Here is a 23,888-nt window from a genome sequence, read left to right as displayed (position 1 = left end):
ACATGCGGTTCCCCCGGAGAAAGTGGACATCACCCTGCGGGACAACCGCGGGTGATAAAAATAAGCAGGGGTTACCTGTTTACGCCACGCGGTAAAAGAGCACGAGATTTCACGCTGCCATGTGGGCAACGAGCAAATGCAACGTTGAGCATCAGATCTTGCATTTTCGTCTCCTTACCGGGTAAAAGTTGAACAGGTTGCAGCAGTCTAAAAAATCTTCACATCTAATACAAGTCTCTCATGGCACCTTTTTAAAAACGTTTTCATTGGCAAGCCATGGCCATCACAAAAACCGGGATCGCCGTCAGATGCCGGACAGCAGCCGGTACTCCTCCAGCACATAGGTGTCCGTCATGCCGCTGACGTAATCGAGCAGCAGGCGCACCCGGTAATACCACTCCTGCTCCCCCTCGTCGGTAAAGCGTGCATCACGGGTCGCTACCGCCAGCCGATAGGCCTTGAGATGGCGGGCCGAGAGCCTGTGGTAGAGGCGCCGGGCGAAGAACAGTTCATTGCCCCCTTCCCCCGCCAGCAAGCGAGCAAACTGCCCGGCCGGCATTGCCAACAGGCAGGCGTAAGTAGAGAGCACCCCGCGCAGGGCGGCATAGCCTTCCAGCTCCAGCGCCTCCACCTCGGGGCGCCGGAACACCAGCTCGCGGGCCACCTGCTTGAGCATGTCGAGCACCCGCGCTGCCGGCGCCTGACCGTGTAACAACGCCTGGGGATAACTGCCCCGCAGGATGGCATCGTGTTCATCCACGTAACTCTTTGCCGCGAGCGCCACCAGATCCCGGGTCAACTGCTGGCGAAAGTGGGGGAAAAAGCCCCTGCCGGAAGCCAGCGCATCATCGAGCAATCCGGACAGATAATCGCTCCCGTCTGCGCTGCGCAGCGCCGTCAGCAGCTCGCCGAGGGTGAGGATGCGCCGATCCACCGCATCTTCCAGATCGGCGATGCAGTAGGAGATGTCATCGGCCGCCTCCATGATGTAGACCAGTGGATGACGGCAGCCCTGGGCCAGCCCCAGGCTTTGGCCCAGAGCGCGATAGAGGGGCTGCTCGCTAAAGAAGATGCCCCGCTTGCTGCTCCAGCCATGATGCTGGCCATAGCTCACCCCGGCCTGCGGCTGCTGCGGGTATTTGCACAGCGCCGCCAGCTGCCCCAAAGTGAGATTGAGTTCGTGCAGGCTGTGCACCAGGCGCAGGCTCTGGGCATTGCCATCGAACAGCAGCAGATCCTGGCGCAGTTCCGCCCATTGGGATGAAGGCGTCAGGCCCAAAGCTTGCTGATAGAGGGGATCGAGCATCTCGCCGAGCCACTGGCTCATCACCTGCTCGCCGAAGTGACCAAACGGCGGGTTGCCCACGTCGTGCAGCAGGCAGGACATCTCCACCAGATTGATAAAGGCCCCTTCACAAACCATTCCGGTCGGCAAGGCCGCCAGAATATGGCGGCTGATCTGGCGGCCGGTCTCCTGCACCTCCAGCGAGTGGGTGAGACGGCTGCGCACCGACGCCTTCACGTCGAGGGGAAAGACCTGGGTCTTCTGCTGCAGACGGCGCACCGGGGCGGCCTGCACAATTCGGGCACGATCCTGCTCGGTCGCCTCCAGCAGCTCCTCATCTCCCCAGGGGTGGATGCGCTCGGGGGTAATCAAACGGCGATACATAGGCGACTCCTTGCCAGCGGCTTTCATCGGACTCAAGACAACAACCAGCGCCGCAAGCGGGCGATGTCACCTGGGTACTCGCGGCGCAGCGTCTCGATCCAGTCCTCGACATTCTCCCACCAGGCGGGGTGATCCGGGCTCTGGATCAGCTGGGCTGTCTGCTGCAGGCGGCGCAGGCCGATGGAGCCGGCCGCCCCTTTTATCTTGTGCGCCTCTTCCACCACCCCGGCCTGATCCCGGGCAACCATGTTGGAATCGAGCACCGCCATGTAGTCCGGCATCATCTTCTCGAACAGCTCGACGCTGGAGAGCAGCACCGGCTTGCCGACGGTATCGGCGTAATCGGTGAGAAAGGGGATATCCAGCAGTGCATCCTGATTGCCGGCATCGGCCTGCTCGTCGGCCTCATCTTCCGCCAAATCGGCAAACAGGTGGCCAATCACCTCCCGCACCGCTTTCGAGCCCAGCGGCTTGTTGATCACATCCCGCATGCCGCGATCCAGATAATACTGGCGATCACCGGTCACGTTGGCAGTCAGCGCCACCATGGGCGGCAGGCTGTCACCGTAACGATCAAGCAGTTGGGCCGCCACATCAAAGCCGGTCATGTCCGGCAACTGGATATCGAGCAAAATCAGATCAAAATCATCGGGATTGGCCATCGCCAGCGCCTGACCACCATCCCGCGCCACCTGGACATGATGGCCCAGCTTGGTCAACAGGGCGCAGGCCACCGTCACATTGAGTTCCACGTCCTCCACCAGCAGGATGTCGAGGGAGGGCATCTCCTCCTCCAGCTCCGGCAATACGGGTTCGGCGCAGGCTACTTCCAGCTCGGCGGTGAAGCAGGAGCCCTCCCCCGGTTCGCTGTCCACATAGAGCTGGCCACCCATGGCCTGTACCAGTTGACGGGATACCGCGAGGCCGATGCCGGTACCGGTGGCGTGTTTCTGACCCTGCACCTGATAGTACATGGCGAAGATCTTCTCCTGCTGGGCTCGGGGGATGCCGACTCCGGTGTCTTCCACCTCGAAGTGCAGCGCCAGCTTGCCCGGTTCGTCCGCCGGATGGGAGAGGCAGCGCACTGTCACCCCACCCTCATCGGTAAACTTGACCGCATTGCCCACCAGGTTCCACAGCACCTGACGTAGCCTGGTACCGTCTGCCATCACGAATTGCGGCATGTCTCCATCCCGATCGAAGTGGAGATAGAGCCCCTTCTGCTCCGCCTGGATACGCGATAGAGTCTCCAGCTCATCAAGGAAGGCGGGCAGGTCCAGACGGGCCGGGGCAATCTCCAGCCGACGTCGGTCCAGTTTGTCGAGATCTATGATGTCGTTGAAGATGTTGCCAAGGGTCACGGCGCTCAGGTGGATGGTCTTGAGCTGCTGATGCTGCTTGGGATCGAGCGGCGTATCCATCAGCATGCGGCTCAGGCCCACGATGCCGTTGAGCGGGGTGCGCAGCTCGTGGCTGATGGTGGAGATGAAAGTGGTCTTGTCGCGGCTCGCCTTCTCCAGCTTGTCCTGATACTGCTTGCGCTCGGTGATGTCACGGCCAAAGCCAAGCAGACCGAGCCGCTTGCCGAACCGGTCGAAGAAGGGCACCTTGCGCAGCTCGAAGTAGGCCTTGCGGCCATCGGGATACTCCAGCCACTGTTCGTAGGTGAGAGGCTCGTTGCTGGCGAAGACCAGCTTGTCGGTCTCCACCACCTTGTTGGCGATCTCCTGCTTGTAGACGTCGAACGGGGTCAGACCGATGAGCTCGGCCTCCGCCTTGCCGGTCAGCTCCTCCATGGCGCGGTTGCAGCCGGAGAACTGTTCGTCTTCGTTTCGGTAGTAGACCAGATCGGGGGAGCAGTCGATGAAGGAGCGCAGCAGGGCGGTGCGCTCCCCGAGATGAAGCTGGGCTTTTTCGCGCTGGAACACTTCGTTTTCCAGATCCTCAATGGCTTGCAGACGCAGGCTCTCGGCCCGGTTAGTCTCGGCAATCTGGGCGTTGAGGCGACTGATGTTCTCCTGCAGCTGGCTGTTTAGCTCAAGATCCCGCTCGCGCATATCCTGCAGCTTGCGCACCATGCGGCTCAGCCGCTGACGGGAGTCCTCCAGCTGATCCACCACGATGGAGAGAAAATAGACGGCCCAGGGGGTGACCAGCAGGCCAAAGAAGACCGAGCGGACAAAGTCGATGACATCGATATTGCCGCGCAGGAAGAGGGTGACCCCCATCTGGATGGCGACGGCCAGCACGATAATGCCGGCGGCCAGGAACATGCTGAAGCGCACCAGTCCCAGCTTGGTCATCAGGTCGACGTAATATTGTGCCCAGGATTTGATCTGTTTCATCTTATTGTTATCCCCCGATATGCGCGGTACAGAATACCAGCACAACCCGGTGAACTCTTCTTATCTCGCTCAATTAATTAATGATTCCCTGAATAAAGAAGTAGGCTAGGATATTTGACCCGATTCAGTCAGTTGCCATTAAGGCTGGGTTTCTATAATCCCCGCCACTTAATTAAAAATCGTTTAATTTGGGAGCTATTTGATGCGTAACACTAGCCTGCTCGGCCTGGGTCTACTGGTAGCCAACAGTGCGTATGCAGATCTCGGGACCATCCCCAAGGAGTCCGGCTGGTCCGGTTTCCTGCTCGGCGGGGTCAATGTCATCAACTACGAATCCAACTTCGCCAGCAGTGATGATGACCATCGTCGCATTCATGGTCTGGGCAGCGCCGACAGCACTCAGAGCGTCAACCCCTTGCTCAATGCCGATATTCGCTACACCTTTGCCGATACCCGCACCCAGGTGTTCCTCGGCAACCTGATCCAGGATGCCATCCGCTTCGACTTCACCCAGCAACTCGGCATTCGTCAGGAGATGGGGGACAAGGGCATAGTAGCCGGCTCCGTGGTGTTCAACGTCCTGCCCATCGAGCAGTGGAGCGATCCGTTTGCCATCGGGGTGGATCGTCAATCCACCGACATCAAGTCCAAAGGCGTACGTTTTGCCTGGGACAACATCTGGGGCAGCAACTTCTACGGCAGCCTGACCACCCGCGAGATCGAGGTGGATGAAGAGCGCAGCGGCAGCCAGTATGGTGCCGATACCGCCGCCAAGCTGGATCGCAACGGCAAGATCCACGCCATGGAACTCTCCTACAAGTGGCACCTGGCGCCGGGCCAGATCCTCGAACCCGCCTTCATCTATCGTCAGGCCGATCTCGACGGCAGCGCCCAGAGTTACGAGAGCAACGGTCTGCAGCTGACCTATGGCAAGCGCGCAGCCCAATGGTCATTCGTCAGCAACCTCTATCTGGGTCAGACCAAGTATGACGAAGCCAACCCGATCTTTGGCCGTAGCGCCGATTCCGACGAGTTTGCCGTGAGCGGTACCTTCTTCTGGCATCGCCTGTTCGGTATCGAGCCACTCTCGGCGACCTTCACCGCCGGTTACTCCAAATCCGACTCCGATATCGACTTCTACGACAGCAATGCCGTGCTGTTCAACACCGGCCTGCTCTACAACTTCTGATAGCAAAGCCCGACAATGCAGAAGGCCACCCGAGGGTGGCCTTCTTGTTTTCTGGCTGATACCAATTCAGATGCCGAGGGAGTCCAGCAGGTCATCATGATCGTTGCCGGCGGCTGGCGCCGGAGCAGATGCCGGTTTGGCAGCCCCCTGTTTGGCCTGGGCGATCAGGGCATCCGGATCCAGCTCCTCCTCATCCATGCCGTCGCTGTGGATACGGATGAACTCGGTTTTGTCCATCGCCAGCTCCAGATAGAAGATGTTATTGCGGGCGGTGAAGAAGGTTACCCGGCGCGATTCCGGGTTGTCGAGGTTGGTATCGACACTCAGCATCACCTGCTTGTTCAGGGCCAGCATCTTGGGCTGGTTCTGGGTGATGTGGGTCTGCATGTCGCGCCCTACCTTGACGGTGAAGCTGCCGACGATCTGGTTCATCAGCTCGCCCATCACGTTGCTCACCTCATCCGAGGTGTGGGAGATGGCGAGATCTTCCTTGGAAAGCCCCATGCTGAGCATGTAGCTCTCGTACAGCTCCATGGCGGCCGCGGCGGAGAAGTTGATCACCACCAGGCCGGAAAAACCGCCATCAAACAGCACGAAACAGCCGATATCCGGCTTGAGGCAGGTCTTGCTGATCCGTTGCACCATACCGGAAAACCGCACCTGGCTCATGGTCGCGGCACTCAAGACATCCGTTACCGAGTTGCACAGGCTGAGCAGCACATCCTCTGTGGTCAATACGGCATCGTCATCGGCTCTTGTTACTATCATGGGACCTTCCTGAACATCGAAAATGGGCTTATCTATACCATAACTCTAACAGATAGCGCTGGCCGGGGACTGAAATAGCGACGTGCCTCTCAGTTGACTCCGTTATCAGCAGTCAAAGGGGTAAAACCGGTCAGCCTGGCGAGTCGGGCACGCCATATATCGGCCTGTTGCTGCAAAACTTGTGGTTCATAAGGCACTGATGGGTGAGCTCCCCAAATAGGACCCGGCCAGGCCTTGTCGGTAGTGAAACGGGCGACATGGTGCACATGGAGTTGCGGTACCAGATTACCGAGTGCCCCTATGTTGATCTTGTCCGGATTGAGTGCCTGTTCCATCAGGCTCGCTACCGCGCAGGACTCCTGCATCAGCTGCTGTTGCTGCTCTGGCGCCAGGTGGTGGATCTCCCGCAGATTGGCCACACGGGGGACCAGAATAAGCCAGGGATACTGGCTGTCCTTGGCCAGCAGGACACGGCAGAGGGGCAGATCCCCGAGCTGCCGGGTATCCGCCAAAAGGCGGGAGTGCAGTTCAAACATGAAGACCTCGTTGTATAAGGAGGGGCGCAAGGCACGCCGCAAGCCCCTCACGTTACTGCAACGGGGGGCAAACTTAAAGCTGAGGCACGGCCCAGCCGATGAAGCGCTTGCGAAGGACCGGGTCGGCCTGCAGGAACAGCTGTTGCAATTGCCCTTCAAGCTCGCTCTGCGGGAGCACTGGCGCGCTCGCGGCTGTCGCTCCACCGGGGGCAACAACAGCACCACCGGGCGCAGCAACACGCAGCGCCGCCTTGCCACCACTACGGTTGTACTCTGCGAGTCTGGCGTTCCAGTCCATGCCGATCAGCATGCCACGGGTCACCAGCGCATCCAGCGCTATCTGCAGCGGCTGCCCACCGGCCTGCAGCGCGATGACGGGCTCCCTGGCATAGGCCTCCATCCCCTGCTCTTTGTCCGGCACCTTGGCGCTCAGTTGCAAGGACTGGTTGTCGGCCCGATAGCGCAGGACCTGCGGCTCGGAGCGGATCTGGCGATCGTTCTCGCTGCTGTTTCGACTGGGGATCACCCCTTCGAAACGCACCAGCAGTTGCTGTTCTCCATCGGCCAGGGTGGCGTGCTGCTCGTCGTGCAGCCGACCCTCGCTCACCGCCAGGATCCGGAAATCCTCGGGTACCGTCACCTCAACCGCGGCCTGTACTGTCCCCGTCCCCATTGCCGCACACAGCAGCGCCAAATTACGCCAACTTTGATAACCACTCATCTTCTTTCATCTTCCTTATCCCTACGATGGGCGAAGGGTAACAAGGGAAGATGACAAAAAAATAACCGGGCTGGCAGGTAGTAGCTTGTCATCACGGCAATAAAAACGGGCCCCGCTCTGGGGCCCGCCGGCTTGTCATATCGATGCTTCATTTCGCCACCAGCAAACGTTTGTTTGCTGGCGACAAAAAAAGAGCAAGAACCTCAGTCGATCAGACCGTACTGATCGCGCAGGACATCAATGATCTCCTGTTTCGGATTGGCGGCGCGCACCAGCGGGCGGCCGATGACCTTCTCGGCAATCCCCACGTAGGTGTGGGAAATATCCATCATCACCTCGGTCGGCAGCTTGTTGTCACGAGCCAGGGCGAAGCGTTCCGGCATGCGGTTCTTGTTGAGCAGGATGTCCGGATCCGGGAAGTGGTTGAGCAGCCACTGGCGGAAACCCTCTTTTGACTTCTCGACGATCTGGCCGTCGCGCAGGGCGGGGCCATCCCAGATACGGGAGCTGTCGGGGGTCCCTACTTCGTCCATGTAGATCAGTTTCTCGTTGCCAGCGGCATCCTGGACATAGCCAAACTCGAACTTGGTGTCGACGAAGACCTGATCCAGCTCGGCCAGGGCGTCGCTGATCACGTTGAAGCCCTCTTTGAGCAGCACTTCGTAGCGATCAATGTCAGCCGGAGAGCGGAAGCCGAAAGCCTGGTAGTGGCGCTCGATGTCGGCACGGGAGACGTTGACGTCGTCCGCTTCCGGCACGCCATCCAGGCCTTTCAGTATGCCTTTGGTGGAAGGGGTGATGAGAATTTCCGGCAGCTTCTGATCCTTCTCGAGCCCTTCCGGCAGGGTGATGCCGCAGAATTCGCGCTCACCATCCTGGTAGGCACGCCACATGGAGCCTGTGATGTACTGACGGGCGATCGCCTCGATCAGCACGGGGCGGGCTTTTTGCACGATCCAGACGAACGGATGGGGAATATCTAGGATGTGGCTGTCAGCCAGTCCCTTCTCCTTGAACAACTTGAACCAGTGGCTGGAGATGGCATTGAGCGCAGCCCCCTTGCCCGGCACGCCGTTCAGCCCGTCCACACCTTGCCAGATGCAGTCGAAAGCCGAGATGCGATCGCTGATCACCATGAGGGCGAGGGGCGCATCGGCGGGCACATCGTAGCCTTTTTCCTGGATGAGTCGGGCACTGTCTGCCGGGGTCAACCAGTAGACGCTGCGCACTTTGCCGGAATGGACAGGTTTATTGGTGCGGATCGGCAAATCGTCGTTCACCGCCAATACTTGATCTGCAAGACTCATGGCTAATAACACTTCCTGTTTGTGGGTGTAATGAAACAAGAGCGCCGGGCTCCTGCTTCCGGGGATTAACATATCAAGCGCTTCAACCCCTGTATTGACAGGGGGATCAACCTAACAAAACAGGGGCACGAGGCCCCTGTTGTTATTCTGCTTTTGCAGCCTGGTCGGCCAAGCCCTTGGCAAAGGCCTCGGACAGGCTGATATACATCTGGGAGATGACACCGGACGACACCGGCTTCTTGTCCTTGTCGAACAGGGTGATGGAGGTCTTGCCCCCGGCCATCTCGCCCAGCTGGAAGCGGTACTTTTCCTCGTCCAGCTTGAACGGTTCGCTACCCTTGGCCTGCCAGAACTCGGCACCCGGCTCTTCATACTCGACATCGATCCAGCCCAGCGACTGCTGGGTATCCTTGATGATGAAACCGTACTTCGGCAGTACCTGATTGAGACGGCGCCATACCTGTTCAAAGGAACCGTTGGCGACCCAGGCAGCCAGTTCGTTGTTGTCCAGACCCAGCTCAAGCCCCATGCCATCGCTGGCCTTGTGCTGTTCGCGAGCCTTGAGCTGGCTGTCGTAGTAGAGGGAGAACTGGTTCAGCACCCGTGCGGCATAGCGCTGGGCCTCGGCCTCGCTCATCCGGTTGCTGGTCTCACCGTCGATGGTTTCTTCGTGATCCAGCACCCGTACCGACATGTTGACGGCATGGCGCTGCTCATCGTTGCGAACCGTGAACTGGTAGCGCTGACGGATTTTGAAGTCTTCGTCATCTTCAGCCCAGCCATCGAGGGCGACTGTGTTGTCAAACCAGCCGGTCTGCAACACGCCGGCCTGCTGATCCAGCTTCTCGGTGGAGACTTTGTACTTGGCCAGGAAGTTCATCAGGAACGACCAGGTATCGCGCTCCACGCTCTGGCCAGAGCTCAGGGCATAGTAGGCGATGGTGGGTTCGCTGGCATTGGGCACTACCTGGCTGCCCGGTACCACGGTCAGCAGCTGGGCAGGGGGACGTACGTCAACTTTGGCACCGAGGGCACCTTCACGGCTGCTTTCGGGAAGCGGCGGGATATCGAACTGGCTGTTGAAGGTGGGGGCGCTCAATCCGGCGGGGATCAAGAAAGCACGGCCCTCAAGACGGGCATCTTCATATTCGAAACCACGGTTGGCCATCTTGCGATCCTGGGGGGTACTGCACCCCGCCAGCACGGCAACGGTCGCGACACTCAGCACCAGACGGGCTCTATTTCCCTTTCCATTTGATTTAAACACTCGCCATCAACTCCGCAGTGGTCAGTGCTTGCGCCATCGCCTGTTCGCCCTCGGCAGTGAGGTCAACCAGCGGCAGACGCAAGGTGGCCGTTGCAATCAGTCCCAGTCGGGCGCAGGCCCATTTCACCGGGGTCGGACTCGGTTCGCAGAACAGAGTCTTGTGCAACGGCATCAAGAGATTGTCGATGTCATGAGCCAGACCGGCATCACCGGCCAGCGCAGCACGACACATGTCGGCCATCCGGGCCGCTGCAATGTTGGTGGTGACTGAAATGACGCCATCGCCACCTTGCAGCATAAAATCACAACCAGTGGCATCGTCGCCACTGTAAAGCGCAAAATCCGGGCCACACAGTTCACGCAACAGCGGGGTGCGGCTCAAATCGCCAGTCGCCTCTTTCAAACCTATGATGCCGGGCACCTTGGCCAGACGGGCAACAGTCTCCGGCTTGAGATCACAACAGGTGCGACCGGGCACATTATAAAGAATTTGGGGCAGACCACTAGCCTCGGCGATCGCACAATAGTGGCGATAGAGACCCTCTTGAGTGGGCTTGTTGTAGTAAGGTGTCACCGAGAGGCCCGCCACCACGCCGGTTTTGGCCAGCCGTTTGGCCAACTCGATGGCATGGGCGGTATTGTTGGAGCCACAACCGGCAATAACCGGGATGCGACCTGCGGCGTATTCAACGGTTTTTTCAACAACGGCGATGTGTTCCTGTTCGCTCAGGGTCACCGACTCCCCTGTCGTGCCAACTGCCACGATTGCGCTGGTGCCTGCGCTGACATGATAGTCGACCAATCTGGCCAGGCTGGCCCAGTCAACTTCACCCGAAGTCAGCATGGGGGTAACGAGCGCAACAATACTACCGCGTAACATGGATAATTCTCCCGATTTTCAGGGGCGTAATGGTAAAGCTGCCCCCTTTGAAAAACAAGGGAGAGAGGGGGCGAGCCGTGTTACCATCCGGTTCCAAACGCCATGAACGAAAGCCGGCACCGCCTGTCAGGGAAGCGTCATTTGACCAGCGCATCGGTGGCCCTGCGGCGCTTTCGCAACATATAACGGATGAGAGAAGATTTATGACTCACTACCTGGTCGTAACGGCCATCGGCACGGACAGGCCCGGCATCGTCAATGAGGTCACCCGCCACGTCAGTGGCTGTGGTTGCAACATAGTGGATAGCCGCCTTGGCATCTTCGGCAATGAATTCACCTTTATCATGCTGCTGTCCGGTGACTGGAACAGCCTGATGCAGCTCGAGATAAGCCTGCCCCTGCGCAGTCAGGAGTGGGACCTCATTACCATGATGAAACGCACCGAACGTCATCAGTCACTGCAGTACGATGTCGGGGCCAACGCCGAGATCCTGATCCGTGACGAGCATGGTATCGTCAGCCAGTGCACCCAGTTTTTCAGCGACCACGGCTGGGATATCCAGGCGATGCAGACCATGACCCTGGAACAGCAGCCATTCAACTTGCTCAAAGCGAGTTTCCAACTCAATCTGGCCAAGCAGGGAGAACCGGAAGGCTCCCAGGCGGCCTTCGCCGAATTCTGTCGCGAACTGGGTGCCGAGTCGTTCGAGTTTATCGTCAATCGCAAACACGCCTGAGGGCGTTTATTCGAGGAGATCCCATGCAACCCTTACAAGCAGGTAGCACCGCCCCCGATTTCACCCTGCCGGACCAGAATGGCAACCCGGTTCGCCTGGCCGATCTGCGCGGCAAGAAGGTGCTGATCTATTTCTATCCCAAGGCGATGACCCCGGGCTGTACCACCCAGGCTTGCAGCCTGCGCGACGTCAACGCCGAGCTGGCGGCTCTCAATGTGGTCGTGCTCGGCATCAGCCCGGACAGCGCCAAACGGTTGAAGAAATTTGAAGAGCGCGATCAGCTCAACTTCACCCTGCTGGCGGACGAAGAGCATGCCGTGGCTGACGCCTTCGGCGTCTGGGGTCCGAAGAAGTTCATGGGCAAGGAGTATGACGGCATCCATCGCCAGAGCTTCCTCATCGATGAAGAGGGCAAGGTTGCCCATCACTTCACCAAGTTCAAGACCAGCGCTCACCATCAGGTGGTACTGGCATTCCTCAAGGGGTAATTCCCCCACTTCGGGGCCTGCAACCGCAGGCCTCAGTGCTCTCGGCCGCCCCGGCATTTAGCACCGCTTTTCTCACCAACTGCCTCGCCAGATCAAAAAATTCATTCTAGATATGGGTTAACGTGACCCCAGTGTCATCTTCCAGTGAGATATCCCATGAACATCAGTAATGCAGAGCGTTTGATCCTGAGCAACCAGTACGAAATCCTGGCCAAGCTCAATCCGGAAAAGGCGGCCTTCTATCAGCGGGCCAGCACCATCATTGAGCGCGGCTACTGCCTGCAACTCCTCGAGCTGGAAAAGCACTTCGGCCACCTGGATCAGGCCACCTGCCAGGAGGTGATCGACACCCTGGAACTGCATCACGCGCTGGCCATCTCCTGGGGCAACCTGGAGGCTGCCGAACAGGCCGAGATCGCGGCCAGCCGGCTGGAATTCAACGGCTACAGCCGCAGCCAGGAGCGTGAGCTGGCGGACTATGTCTGCTTCCTGCTGGAGGTGGACAAGCGCTTCCCCGAGCTCAAGTGCCCGTGCGACGAGCTCTCCAGCGACATCGCCATGCGCGGCAAATACCAGCGCATGCTGGTGGAGTGGCGCCAGTGCCCGCGCCAGTACAAGCTCTCCATCCAGGAGATCCGCAAGGTGCTGGCGGCCTGATGGTCGATATGCCCAACAAAAACAAAGGCGCCCATGGCGCCTTTGTTTTGCTTGCGGTGCATTATTCGTAGAGGAAGGATTTATCCAACTGCTGGAAGGCGGCCTTGAGGGTATCGGCCAGCTCTTCATAACGGGGTTGTGCAACCAGCTGGCGACGCCCGCCCTGCTCATTCATTTTGCCGTTGATCTCGCGATACCAGCTGGCCAGCGAGGGGGGCAGACGAGTATCGGCGCGTTTGCCGAGCCAGTAGAAACCCTGCAATGGCAGGCTGAACAGAAACAGGACGGAAGTGATAACGGAAGGCCAGTAGTGCTGCTCGCCAAACTGGAACTGCAGCATGACGCTGAGTACTGCCAGTGCGGGGATGATCTTGAGGGCAAACTCGGTGGCCTTGATCACCCGATTTTCCGGAAACATCGAATTGAGCTCGGGACGACGGGGCCAAAGCGTCATATAATGGTGGCCTTGCTGTAACTTAGTTCCAAAAATGTTCATGCTCATACAACCTCCGAGCGCTTTTTGAACGCACTGACGGCAAAACCTCGACATTTTTTGATGCAAAGTAACAAAGGTTGAGGATGACTTTGTTATTTTTCAACAATCGGGTTATCCTTTGTACGCCCATTTTTGCGTCAACCGCATCTTGCTGTTGGCCTGTCAGGGACGTCTGGACTCCGGGTCTTGTATCACTATACAAGGGGCAAGCAACAGATTGCCAACCCTCATAAGGATAAGTTGAAAGTTTTTGGACGCCCTGCGCCCAACACCATCCGCCTACACAACCCAATCTGCGATAGGATTTATTCATGAGTAAGCTGGTTCTTGTTCTTAACTGTGGCAGCTCTTCCCTGAAGTTCGCCGTCATTGACGCAACCACCGGTGATGACCTGCTGTCCGGCCTGGCCGAATGCTTCAACCTCGACGATGCACGCATCAAGTGGAAACTGAACGGCGAGAAAGGCAATGCCGATCTGGGCGCCGGGGCTGCTCACCAGGAAGCGCTGGACTTCATCGTCAACAAGATCCTGCCGCTCAATCCGGAACTGGCCAAGAACCTGATCGCCATCGGTCACCGTGTAGTTCACGGTGGCGAGCGCTTCACCTCCTCCGTCGTGATCTGCGACGACGTGATCGCCGGCATCGAAGCCGCCGTACCGTACGCACCGCTGCACAACCCGGCTCACCTGATCGGTATTCGTGAAGCCCGTCGCGTGTTCCCGGCCCTGGCCGACAAGAACGTCGCCGTGTTCGACACAGCCTTCCACCAGACCATGCCGGAAGAGGCCTTCCTGTACGCCCTGCCGTACAAGCTCTACAAAGAGAACGGCATTCGTCGCTACGGTGCCCACGGCACCAGCCACTACTACATCAGCCTGGAAGCTGCCAAGCAGCTGAACAAGCCGGTGGAAGAGCTGAACATCATCAACTGCCACCTGGGCAACGGCGGCTCCGTCTGCGCCATCAAGAACGGCAAGTCTGTCGACACCTCCATGGGTCTGACCCCGCTGGAAGGCCTGGTGATGGGTACCCGCTCCGGCGATCTGGACCCGGCCATCATCTTCTTCCTGCACGACAAGCTGGGCATGAGCGTTGAGCAGATCAACACCATGCTAACTAAGGAATCCGGCCTGCTGGGCTTGACCGAAGTGACCTCCGACTGCCGTTTCGTTGAAGACAACTACGACAGCAAGGAAGAAGCCAAGCGCGCCATGGACGTCTACTGCTACCGTCTTGCCAAGTACATCGGTGCCTACGCCGCCGCCATGGACGGTCGTCTGGACGCAGTGGTCTTCACCGGTGGTATCGGTGAGAACTCCGCCCCGATCCGTGAAATCACTCTGGGCAAACTGGGCCTGCTGGGCTTTGACGTCGACCACGACGCCAACCTGGCCGCCCGTTTCGGCAAGGGTGGCGAGATCACCAAGGCTGGCTCCACCAAGGCTCTGGTTATCCCGACCAACGAAGAGTGGGTCATCGCCCACGATGCGCTGGAACTGGTCGGCGCCTAATTTCGCTGTAAAGCAAGGCCGCCCTCGGGCGGCCTTTTCCTGATCCCAAAAAATGAACAAGGGGTATAAAGTGGCACGCACTATTATGCTTATCCCGGTCGGCACTGGTGTCGGCGTAACGTCCGTGAGTCTTGGCGTGGTTCGCGCCATGGAACGTCACGGTGTCAATGTCAGCTTCTTCAAACCGGTTGCCCAGCCGCGTCCGGGTGAAACCGGTCCTGAGCGTTCTACCGCCGTTATCCGCGCCGCTGCCAACATCAATCCGCCCGAGCCGTTCGCCCTCTCCTACGCCGAGAACATGATCACCACCAGCAACACCGACATCCTGCTGGAAGAGATCGTGGCCCGCTTCGAAGAGCACGTGAAAGCGAGCGGGGCCGAAGTGCTGGTGGTCGAAGGCATGGTGCCGACCGACAAGCAGCCGTTTGCCAACAAGCTGAACTACGACGTGGCCAAAGCGCTGGACGCCGACATGGTGTTCGTCACCCACCCGGGCCACGATTCCAGCCAGAAGCTCAAAGAGCGCATCGAGTTGGCCTGCTCTAACTTCGGTGGTGTCAATAACCCGCGCATCGTGGGCTGCGTCATCAACAAAGTCGGCGCCCCGGTTGACGAGCACGGTGTAACCCGTCCCGACCTGACCGAGATGTTCGAAGCCCACCACCATGGCGCCGACACCGGCCACAACCTGGAAGTGCTGCAGGTCTTTGGCAAGAGCCCGCTGCGCATCCTGGGCTGCATCCCCTGGAATACCCAGCTGATCGCCCCGCGCGCCAAGGATCTCGCCAAGCACCTGGCCGCCAAGATCCTGCACCAGGGCGAGCTGGACAGCCGTCGTCTGCAGACCGTGACCTTCTGCGCCCGCTCCATCCACAACATGATCGAGCACTTCCGCCCGGGCAGCCTGCTGGTGACCTCCGGCGACCGCTCCGACGTCATCGTCTCCGCCTGCCTCTCCGCCATGAACGGCGTCAAGCTGGGTGCCCTGCTGCTGACCGGTAACTACCATCCGGAACCCCAGGTGATGGCCCTGTGCCAACAGGCCATGGCCACCGGCCTGCCGATCATGATCACCGGTACCAACACCTGGCAGACCGCCGTCAGCCTGCAGAACTTCAACGTCGATATTCCGGAAGATGACCGCGAGCGTATCGAGCTGGTACAAGACTACGTGGCCGGCCACATCGACAAGCACTGGATCGAGTCTCTGACCGTCAGCTCCACCCGTTCCCGTCGCCTGAGCCCGCCGGCTTTCCGTTATCAGCTGACCGAGCTGGCCCGTCAGGCCAACAAGCGCGTCGTGCTGCCGGAAGGGGAAGAGCCGCGTACCATCAAGGCTGCCGCCATCTGTGCCGAGCGTGGCATCGCCCGCCCGGTACTGCTGGGTAACCCGGAAGAGATCCGTCGTGTCGCCGAACAGCAGGGCGTAGTGCTGACCGACCGCGTCGAAATCATCGATGCCGCCGCGGTGCGCGAGCGTTATGTGGCCCGCCTGGTCGAGCTGCGCAAGAACAAGGGCATGACCGAAGTGGTTGCCCGCGAACAGCTGGAAGACAACGTGGTACTGGGTACCATGATGCTGGAGCGCAACGAGGTCGACGGTCTGGTATCCGGCGCGGTGCACACCACTGCCAACACCATCCGTCCGCCGATGCAGATCATCAAGACCGCCCCGGGCTCTTCCCTGATCTCCTCCATCTTCTTCATGCTGCTGCCGGATCAGGTGCTGGTCTACGGTGACTGCGCGATCAACCCGGATCCCACTGCCGAGCAGCTGGCCGAGATCGCCATCCAGTCCGCCGACTCCGCTGCCGCTTTCGGCATCGAGCCGCGCGTGGCCATGATCTCCTACTCCACCGGCACCTCCGGCGCCGGCGCGGACGTAGAGAAGGTGCGCGAGGCGACCGAGCTGGCCAAGGCCAAGCGCCCCGACCTCATCATCGACGGCCCGCTGCAGTACGACGCGGCCATCATGGAGAACGTGGCCAAGTCCAAGGCGCCGAACTCCCCGGTTGCCGGCAAGGCCACCGTGTTCGTGTTCCCGGATCTGAACACCGGCAACACCACCTACAAGGCGGTACAGCGCTCCGCTGACCTGGTCTCCATCGGCCCCATGCTGCAAGGCATGCGCAAGCCGGTCAACGACCTGTCCCGCGGCGCCCTGGTTGACGACATCGTCTACACCATCGCCCTGACCGGTATTCAGGCAGCCCAGGCCGAGTAATCGTCCGCCCTCTGAAAAAACAGATCATTAAGGCTGCTCACCCAAGGTGAGCAGCCTTTTTTATTGGTTCTCTTTTGACAACCAGTGAAAGATACCAACAACGCTTATTTCCACCAGTGAAACCCCGTATCAGCTGTCTCATGAATACGCACTTGAGATCAATATGAATCCCAACAACTCAGATTCAAAAACCTCAGTAAAAACAGATTGGAATTAGTCAGTTAAATCAATATCAGGTAACTTCCAGAACGCTTATAGCAAATCTTCAAAAAGAGTGCCGGATAACTCCGCTGTCATTTATCACAGTGACGCATTCTGCTGCTGCGCTATCTATCAATATGCTGATGCAAACAGTCATTGAAGGAAGAAGCAAAATGCAGATACACAAGTTCGCCGCCGTGATGTTGCTCTCAACCCTGCCCCTGTTCAGCCAACCCTCGCTGGCAGCCGAACAGACGCAGACCAAGCAAACCACTACCACAACCGCCGCCAAGGAGAGTGGCAAACTCAACCTCAATACGGCCACCCTGGCCGAGCTCACTACCCTCAAGGGTATTGGCGAGAAGAAGGCTCAGGCCATCCTCGAATATCGTGAGAAACAGGGGAAATTTACCTCTGTAGATCAATTGGCAGATGTCACGGGGATCGGCCCGGCCACGCTGGAAGCCAACAGGGATATGATGATGGTCAAATAACGTCCGATGAAAAAGCTACAGATGGGGCGGCTTATGGCTGCCCCATTTTTCTTCGGGTATCATGGCCCCACTTTATTCCTCCTGGACACCTCTCCATGAAAAAGACACCTCTTGTTGTTCGCAAGGCCGTGCTGCCGGTAGCCGGTCTGGGCACCCGCATGCTGCCTGCTACCAAGGCCATCCCGAAAGAGATGCTGCCGGTGGTCGACAAGCCCTTGATCCAGTACGTGGTACGCGAGGCGATCGCGGCCGGTATCAAGGAGATTGTGCTGGTCACCCACTCCAGCAAGAATTCCATCGAAAACCACTTCGACAAGAGCTTCGAACTGGAGGCAACTCTCGAGAAGCGGGTCAAGCGTCAACTGCTGGAAGAGGTGCAACAGATCTGTCCCAAGGACGTCACCATCATGCACGTGCGCCAGGGCGAGGCCAAAGGCCTGGGCCATGCGGTGCTCTGCGCCCACCCGCTCATCGGAGACAACCCCTTCGCCGTGCTGCTACCGGACGTGCTGATCGACGAGGCCGCCAGCGACCCGAAACAGGACAACCTGGCCGAGATGGTACACATGTTCGAAGAAAACCAGATCAGCCAGATCATGGTGGAAGCGGTTCCAGAGAGCGAGGTGGACAAATACGGCATCGCCGATATCAAGGGTGAAGAGCTGAGTGCTGGCATGTCACTGCCGATGCAGGCCATCGTCGAGAAACCGCCCCGTGACGAGGCCCCTTCCAACCTGGCCGTGGTCGGCCGTTATGTACTCTCTGCCAACATCTGGCCGCTGCTGGAAAAAACCCCGGCCGGTGCCGGCGACGAGATCCAGCTGACCGACGCCATCGCCATGCTGATGGAGCGCGAGCAGGTCAACGCCTACTTCATGAAGGGCAAGAGCCACGATTGCGGCAGCAAATTGGGCTATATGAAGGCGAATGTGGAATATGCCGTACGCCATCACGAACTTAACGGCGAGTTCATCGGCTGGCTGAAGCAGTTCGTCAAGCAGTTGTAATCGCTGATAAATCTCTTATCTACAGACAAATTAAAGGAGCATCAAACGATGCTCCTTTTTCATTTCAGCAACACTTTCTCAATCTTTGATAAATAAAACCCTATCAAATCATAATGTTGTAATTTATCTACGCATGTTCTATAAGGATTAAGGCGTGTTTCTCGCCCTTGCATAAAAAACTTAAAAAAATATAAGACACAGGTGGAAGTTCCAATGAATAACCCGTCAAAAGGGACCTTTTTAGGTCACCCTAAAGGGCTTTTTTTGCTCTTTAGTACCGAACTGTGGGAGAGATTCTCCTACTACGGCATGCGTGCCGTACTGGTACTCTATCTGACCGACCTGACTGCCAACGGTGGTCTGGGCTGGAATCAGGCAGATGCCCTCAAGCTCTACGGTATCTATACCGGTCTGGTTTATATCACTCCGCTCATCGGTGGCTGGCTGGCTGACACCTTCCTGGGGCAACGCCGCGCCATTCTGATCGGCGCCGTCCTGATGGCGCTCGGCCAATTCACGCTGGCACTGCCGCACAGCATGTTCCCGGATCAGGTGGTAACCGTCTTCTACGCCGGTCTGGCTCTGCTGATCATCGGTAACGGCCTGTTCAAGCCGAACATCTCCACCATGGTGGGCGACCTCTATGAAGAGGGCGATCACCGCCGTGATGGTGCCTTCACCATCTTCTACATGGGGATCAATCTGGGCTCCCTGCTGACCGGCGTGATCTGCGGTGCCGCTGCCACAGCCTATGGCTGGCAAGCTGCCTTCGTCGGCGCCGGTATCGGCATGCTGATCTCCCTGGTGTTGCAGGCAACCCTGGCCCAACGCTTCCTCGGTGATATCGGCCGCATCCCTGCCGCCAAGCGCGCAGCCGCCCTGCGCGACAAGGGACAGAAGGCCCCGCTGACCAAGCAGGAAGTGGATCGCATCAAGGTTATCCTGGTGCTGGGCCTGTTCACCATCATCTTCTGGGCTGGCTTCGAGCAGGCCGGTGGTCTGATGAACCTCTACACCCAGGAGTACACTGACCGGATGATCGGTGGCTTCGAAGTGCCGACCGCCTGGTTCCAGTCCCTGAACCCCTTCTTCATCATCACCCTGGCACCGATCGTTGCTGCCATCTGGGTCAAGCTCGGCAAAAAAGAGCCGAACTCGCCGGTCAAGTTCGCCATGGGTCTGTTGTTCCTGGCCATCGGCTTCCTGTTCATGGTGGGTGCCGTGTTGGAGCAGGGCGGTGATCAGAGCGTCAAGACCTCCATGTTCTGGCTGGTGGGAGCCTACCTGTTCCACACCCTGGGCGAACTCTGCCTCTCTCCGATCGGCCTCTCCATGGTGACCAAGCTGGCTCCGCTGCGCCTGGCCTCCCTGATGATGGGTGCCTGGCTTGGCTTCATCGCGGTTGCCAACTACGCAGCCGGCCTTATCGGTTCCTTTATTGGCGAGTCCGGCCCCTTGGCCATCTTCGGTGGTATCGCGCTTGCTGCCATCATCAGTGCCCTGATCCTGCTGGCCATGGCCAACCGCCTGGTCTACTGGATGCATGGCGCCGAAGGTCCGGCCAAAGAGCCGCACACAAGCGACGAGAAACTGCAATCTGCCACTGCCTGACAGGCTGGCATCACGCAAGTAAAGAGGGCGTCCCACGGGACGCCCTCTTTTATTGGAGCAAGCTCGCTTTCACTCAGTGATGATGAACCTGCACCTGGAGTGAGCAGCCACTCTCGTTGCGAAATTGCAGCTCGAACGGTTCATGCCAGCTGCGCCTGTGCAAGGCATAGCGACTGCTGCGCATCAGCCCCAGGGGCAAACCGCCGGCTCGCATCAACCAGTGAGGGGAGGTCAACCCGGCATTGGCAAAGACCAGACCATCTTCCTGATCAAAGAGCAGGGCCGCCATGGCCAGCGAGTGGCGCAGGCCGGACTCCATCAGCTGGTGATTGAGGTAGTCGAGCAGCCTGTGTGGCTGCTCCAGCAACTGGCTCTCCTCGCGCTGAAACTGGCGGTAAGGTACGTTCATCAAAGAACGCACCAGGGCGCCGCAAAACGCCGCATCCGCTCCCGCCACCGGCAATTCAATGATCAGCATCAGCAGCTTGTCAGCCACCTTGAAGGTATCGGAGAGAAACAGCGCTCCCCTCCCCTTGAATGTTACCTGCCAAGGGCCCCACTCCTGCACACCCGGCGACTTGAGACCCGCCAGCAGGCGGGTCGCCGCCCTGTCGTGAGCCCGAAAGTAGTCGACATGATCCATCAGTTCCAGCTGTGGACTGCGTGCGACACCGCCGTGCAGACACTCGGAAATACTGCGCTCGAGCTGGACATAATTGTCGAGCGGCTTGATCAGGTAATCCCGGGCACCGGCACGCAGGGCTGCAGCTACCGCCTCCATGGTGCTCTGGGCCGAGATCACGATCACCGGAATATCCGGGCTGCGAGCCGAGAGGCAGGCGATCACCTCATGGCCATCCATATTCGGCATGTTCAGATCACAGAGCACCACATCGGGATGATAAAGCGCTGCAGCCGACAGCCCTTCGATACCATCCTCGGCCTGGAAAACGGTCGCCCCATCCCCCATCAGATAGCTCACAAGCGAGTGGCGAAAAACGGCTTCGTCCTCCACCACCAGGATCCTTAGCCCGGCTGTTGACATTGTTATAAAATCCTTATTAGTCAATCTGTTATTTACTCAATAAGACTAGACCAAATCGGCAAAAACGCCGAAGCGAGTTCGTCAGAAACGGTCGCAAATCCCGAGCTTGCTCACAAAAACCCTGTATTTGAAATGGTTTTGCCATTCAAGATAACGGCAGCTCATCTGGAAGCCTTCTAAGTGGCACGACCGTCGGGAGGAAGAGCCCGGATTCTCGGGCCTTCTATCAAGGATATCCTCTTCCCGCACCGGCCGGGCGAATTGTGCAAGCCCCCACCATAGGGGATAATACCCCTTACTCCAGAGCATGAAGAAGACCATGACCCCAGCCGAATACAGCGCCCTCGCCCATCCCAGACTCTCCCACCCGGCCCGCAGCCTCTATACCCTGCAGCTGCGCAGACTGGTGCTGGAAAATCAGCTGGCCCGGCTCAACTACCCCGAGCTTGGCCGGGCGCTGGCTGTGGTCGACCCGAGTGATCCTTGCGGCTTCTCCTATCAGGTCAATGCCCGCCAACTGACCGAGCTGTTCGACGAGCTGATGGAGGCGGGCCTCCTGCAAGTCGAGGCACAAAGCGAGAGTGAGCACTATCATCAGTGCCCGTTCCAGTTGCCGCTGCTGGCCCAGAAGGTACGCAGTCCGCTGCCTGATCGCCCGTTCCAGATGCATCTGCAATGGCGCCCTGACGAGGAGCTGCCCGCCCTCGCCCGCCTGTGCGGAGTGATCGATGCCAGTTACAGCGAAGAGGACTTGGGGGAGTTCATCGCCTACTGGCTGGGGCGCCCCGAGGTGTTCGATTCCCAGCACCAGTGGATGCTCAAGTTCATCCGCGCCCTCAAGACCCGCCGCTACGCCCGTCGCCAGCCGACGGAGGTGAGGGGTTACCAACAGGTGACGCCAGCGCCGGCGGAGGCTGGCCCGAGCCGGCGGGCCCAGGAGATGATCGAGGAGGCCAAACGGCTGGCCCAGGGGCAACAAGCAGCAGAGGCACCGGATAATGATTGATACAGGCCCCCGCCAACAGGCAAAATCAGCCCCCTGTCCCCCCATCCCTGATCAAGCAGAAGGAGCACTCCATGACTGACCCGTACGATCCCCTGCGCCAGGAGCTGGAAGAGATCGAGGCCAAGCGCCAAAAAATTGCCAAGGCCAAGCAGGATCAACGCGCCCACGACCCCGAGCTGAAACGCCACGTCGGCAGCCTGCTGGAGCGAATTCGCCGTCTACAACAGGAGACCGGCGGCAGCCAGTACGACTACGAGACCCTGCGCAAGGAGTACGATGCCAAGGCCAATGCCGAGGTGCGCGAGCTGCAGAAGGTGGCGCGCCAAGAGCGGATCCAGAAGCTGATCGCCCAGGCCGACCTCAACCCGGACTGGGTGTTCGACAAGATGGATGCCGGTGATCCGGCGTTGCAATATCCCATCGAAACCGCCCGCTACTTTATCAGCGGCTTCGAACACTGGGAGAAGAGCGGCGGCGGCTGCATGCTGATCTACGGTGACTATGGCACCGGCAAATCGACCCTGGCAGGTGCCGTGGCCCATGAGTTGATCGAGCGCCACCAAAAGTCGGTGATCTTCCAGCAGTGGGCCTCCATCGTCGATCGGCTGTTCTTCAACGTGATCCCCGATCAGGACGAGCGCAACCAGTATCGCCGTGCCCTGGAAGAGGTGGACTTACTGATCATCGATGAAGTGTCGGCCAACCGGGCCAAGATGGCGGAGAGCCAGTCCAGCTTCCTCGGCCACCTGCTGCGCCGGCGCCGCAACCTGTCAAAGAGCGTCATCATCATCACCAACCACACGCCCCAGACCTTGCATCAGGCGATCGGTGACTTCAGCTACGAGGCGATCAAGGCCTTCAACCCGGTGGATATCCACCTGAGCGGCCCCAGCCGTCGCCCCAGCATCGGCAACTATCGCGGCTGAGCCCGTGCAAAAATGCGAGCCCAAGCGGCTCGCATTTTTTATCTTTTGCCCCACAAATAAAAACAGCTCTCATTTACATCGAAAGAGTCAGCCACTAGGCTAGCCCTTTCTTTGAAGGAAACCTCATCTATGCCGACCACACTCATCTTCGGAGCCAGCCGCGGGCTGGGCCGCGCCTTTACCGATCACGCCCTGCAAGCAGGCCACCGGGTGGTGGCGCTGGTACGCAGCCCCGAGATGGCCGCCGAGCTGCGCACACAGGGGGTCGACGTCGTTGAAGGGGATGCGCTGGATATGGGGGCCGTGGCACGAGCCTGCACGCTCGCTGGCAAGGATGCCCATGTTGTCTCCACCCTCGGCAGCTTTCGCCAGCACGACCCCGTCGACTATCTCGGCAACAGCCATGTGATCGATACCATGGAACAACAGGGCCTCAGGCGCCTGCTGCTGGTCACCTCCCTCGGCTGTGGCGACAGCTGGCAATATCTGCCAGAGCGGGCTCGCGCCGCCTTCGGTCACGAGGTGCGGCTCAAAAGCCTGGCGGAGAGCTGGCTGCAAACCAGCGCGCTGGCCTGGACCATAGTGCGCCCGGCGGGCCTGCAGGATGGCGAGGCCACCGGTCTTGCCGAATTGAGTCAGGGACGGGAAGTGCATGGCCTGGTACGCCGTGCCGATGTCGCCGCACAGGGGCTGCGACTGCTCTTCGATGAGGACGCCTTGGGCCAGATCTACGCCATCGCCGATCCCGCGCTCACGCGCGCCTGAACCCAAAAAAACGGTCAGCCCAGGGGCTGACCGTT

The 23,888-nt window shown here is 59.1% G+C and carries 22 protein-coding genes; 12 read left to right on the top strand and 10 right to left on the bottom strand.

The window, feature by feature from the left end; translation table 11 throughout:
• Positions 1–304: 304 nt before the first annotated feature.
• Together dgt and arcB are read right to left on the bottom strand one after the other, a co-directional pair.
• Entirely contained in the window at positions 305–1,669 is a 1,365-nt protein-coding gene (gene dgt, locus MRK42_RS03930; protein ID WP_201942138.1) for a dGTPase, read from the bottom strand.
• A gap of 32 nt (positions 1,670–1,701) precedes the next feature.
• Positions 1,702–4,014: an aerobic respiration two-component sensor histidine kinase ArcB gene (gene arcB / locus MRK42_RS03925; RefSeq protein WP_338611775.1), complete on the bottom strand. Its 2,313-nt coding sequence runs from the start codon at positions 4,012–4,014 to the stop codon at positions 1,702–1,704.
• 202 nt (positions 4,015–4,216) lie between these two features.
• Here arcB and MRK42_RS03920 point away from each other — a divergent pair, with 202 nt between their 5' ends.
• Entirely contained in the window at positions 4,217–5,203 is a 987-nt protein-coding gene (locus MRK42_RS03920; protein WP_338611774.1) for a DUF2860 family protein, read from the top strand.
• Between the two features lie 66 nt (positions 5,204–5,269).
• Here MRK42_RS03920 and MRK42_RS03915 read toward each other — a convergent pair whose 3' ends face one another.
• The 6 genes from MRK42_RS03915 to dapA all read right to left on the bottom strand — a co-directional run bounded on the left by MRK42_RS03915 (position 5,270) and on the right by dapA (position 10,682).
• Complete coding sequence (locus tag MRK42_RS03915) at positions 5,270–5,971, bottom strand: DUF3334 family protein (RefSeq protein WP_042028786.1); 702 nt, start codon at positions 5,969–5,971, stop codon at positions 5,270–5,272.
• Between the two features lie 89 nt (positions 5,972–6,060).
• Positions 6,061–6,507, bottom strand: coding sequence for an HIT domain-containing protein (locus tag MRK42_RS03910; RefSeq protein ID WP_082791926.1), 447 nt, complete (start codon positions 6,505–6,507; stop codon positions 6,061–6,063).
• 73 nt (positions 6,508–6,580) lie between these two features.
• A complete protein-coding gene (locus MRK42_RS03905) occupies positions 6,581–7,228 on the bottom strand; it encodes a DUF2057 domain-containing protein (protein WP_338611773.1) in 648 nt (215 codons plus the stop codon).
• A gap of 203 nt (positions 7,229–7,431) precedes the next feature.
• Positions 7,432–8,535, bottom strand: coding sequence for a phosphoribosylaminoimidazolesuccinocarboxamide synthase (locus MRK42_RS03900; RefSeq protein WP_338611772.1), 1,104 nt, complete (start codon positions 8,533–8,535; stop codon positions 7,432–7,434).
• A gap of 142 nt (positions 8,536–8,677) precedes the next feature.
• Positions 8,678–9,802, bottom strand: a complete 1,125-nt coding sequence (gene bamC / locus MRK42_RS03895; protein ID WP_042028779.1) for an outer membrane protein assembly factor BamC — start codon at positions 9,800–9,802, stop codon at positions 8,678–8,680.
• On the bottom strand, positions 9,795–10,682 hold the full coding sequence (gene dapA, locus MRK42_RS03890) for a 4-hydroxy-tetrahydrodipicolinate synthase (protein WP_042070147.1): 888 nt from the start codon (positions 10,680–10,682) through the stop codon (positions 9,795–9,797). The genes bamC and dapA overlap by 8 nt, the downstream gene beginning before the upstream one ends.
• 203 nt (positions 10,683–10,885) lie before the next feature.
• Between dapA and MRK42_RS03885 the strand changes: the two genes are divergently transcribed.
• The 3 genes from MRK42_RS03885 (at position 10,886) to MRK42_RS03875 (ending at position 12,564) form a co-directional block, all read left to right on the top strand.
• Entirely contained in the window at positions 10,886–11,419 is a 534-nt protein-coding gene (locus MRK42_RS03885; protein ID WP_026455877.1) for an ACT domain-containing protein, read from the top strand.
• Positions 11,420–11,442: 23 nt separating this feature from the next.
• Entirely contained in the window at positions 11,443–11,907 is a 465-nt protein-coding gene (gene bcp, locus MRK42_RS03880) for a thioredoxin-dependent thiol peroxidase (protein WP_042070149.1), read from the top strand.
• Positions 11,908–12,063: 156 nt separating this feature from the next.
• Positions 12,064–12,564 carry a YfbU family protein gene (locus MRK42_RS03875; protein WP_042028775.1) on the top strand — a complete coding sequence of 167 codons (501 nt, stop codon included), beginning with the start codon at positions 12,064–12,066 and terminating at the stop codon, positions 12,562–12,564.
• A 61-nt stretch (positions 12,565–12,625) separates the two neighbouring features.
• Here the strand turns inward: MRK42_RS03875 and yfbV are convergent, their stop codons facing one another.
• Positions 12,626–13,066 carry a terminus macrodomain insulation protein YfbV gene (yfbV, locus tag MRK42_RS03870; protein ID WP_026455880.1) on the bottom strand — a complete coding sequence of 147 codons (441 nt, stop codon included), beginning with the start codon at positions 13,064–13,066 and terminating at the stop codon, positions 12,626–12,628.
• A gap of 305 nt (positions 13,067–13,371) precedes the next feature.
• Between yfbV and MRK42_RS03865 the strand changes: the two genes are divergently transcribed.
• The 5 genes from MRK42_RS03865 to MRK42_RS03845 all read left to right on the top strand — a co-directional run bounded on the left by MRK42_RS03865 (position 13,372) and on the right by MRK42_RS03845 (position 20,111).
• Positions 13,372–14,574 carry an acetate kinase gene (locus tag MRK42_RS03865; RefSeq protein ID WP_026455881.1) on the top strand — a complete coding sequence of 401 codons (1,203 nt, stop codon included), beginning with the start codon at positions 13,372–13,374 and terminating at the stop codon, positions 14,572–14,574.
• 52 nt (positions 14,575–14,626) lie between these two features.
• Entirely contained in the window at positions 14,627–16,798 is a 2,172-nt protein-coding gene (gene pta, locus MRK42_RS03860) for a phosphate acetyltransferase (protein WP_338611771.1), read from the top strand.
• A 374-nt stretch (positions 16,799–17,172) separates the two neighbouring features.
• Positions 17,173–17,493: a ComEA family DNA-binding protein gene (locus MRK42_RS03855; RefSeq protein ID WP_026455883.1), complete on the top strand. Its 321-nt coding sequence runs from the start codon at positions 17,173–17,175 to the stop codon at positions 17,491–17,493.
• Positions 17,494–17,588: 95 nt separating this feature from the next.
• Entirely contained in the window at positions 17,589–18,500 is a 912-nt protein-coding gene (galU, locus tag MRK42_RS03850; RefSeq protein ID WP_026455884.1) for a UTP--glucose-1-phosphate uridylyltransferase GalU, read from the top strand.
• A gap of 213 nt (positions 18,501–18,713) precedes the next feature.
• Entirely contained in the window at positions 18,714–20,111 is a 1,398-nt protein-coding gene (locus MRK42_RS03845) for a peptide MFS transporter (RefSeq protein WP_042028771.1), read from the top strand.
• 73 nt (positions 20,112–20,184) lie between these two features.
• Here MRK42_RS03845 and MRK42_RS03840 read toward each other — a convergent pair whose 3' ends face one another.
• Positions 20,185–21,156: a response regulator gene (locus MRK42_RS03840; protein WP_042070153.1), complete on the bottom strand. Its 972-nt coding sequence runs from the start codon at positions 21,154–21,156 to the stop codon at positions 20,185–20,187.
• Between the two features lie 319 nt (positions 21,157–21,475).
• Between MRK42_RS03840 and MRK42_RS03835 the strand changes: the two genes are divergently transcribed.
• The 3 genes from MRK42_RS03835 (at position 21,476) to MRK42_RS03825 (ending at position 23,853) form a co-directional block, all read left to right on the top strand.
• Positions 21,476–22,162, top strand: a complete 687-nt coding sequence (locus tag MRK42_RS03835; protein WP_042070154.1) for a DnaT-like ssDNA-binding domain-containing protein — start codon at positions 21,476–21,478, stop codon at positions 22,160–22,162.
• A gap of 71 nt (positions 22,163–22,233) precedes the next feature.
• Entirely contained in the window at positions 22,234–23,088 is an 855-nt protein-coding gene (locus MRK42_RS03830; protein ID WP_042070155.1) for a DnaA/Hda family protein, read from the top strand.
• Between the two features lie 129 nt (positions 23,089–23,217).
• The gene (locus MRK42_RS03825) at positions 23,218–23,853 is read left to right on the top strand and encodes an SDR family oxidoreductase (protein ID WP_042070157.1); all 636 of its coding nucleotides are present in this window, start codon (positions 23,218–23,220) and stop codon (positions 23,851–23,853) included.
• Positions 23,854–23,888: the final 35 nt, after the last annotated feature.

Origin of the sequence: Aeromonas sp. 19NY04SH05-1, from assembly GCF_040581895.1 — a bacterium.
GTDB classification, from domain to species: Bacteria; Pseudomonadota; Gammaproteobacteria; order Enterobacterales; family Aeromonadaceae; genus Aeromonas; species Aeromonas enteropelogenes.
The sequence above is the reverse complement of the archived record's forward strand: the minus strand, read 5'-3'. Positions and strand labels throughout refer to the sequence as shown.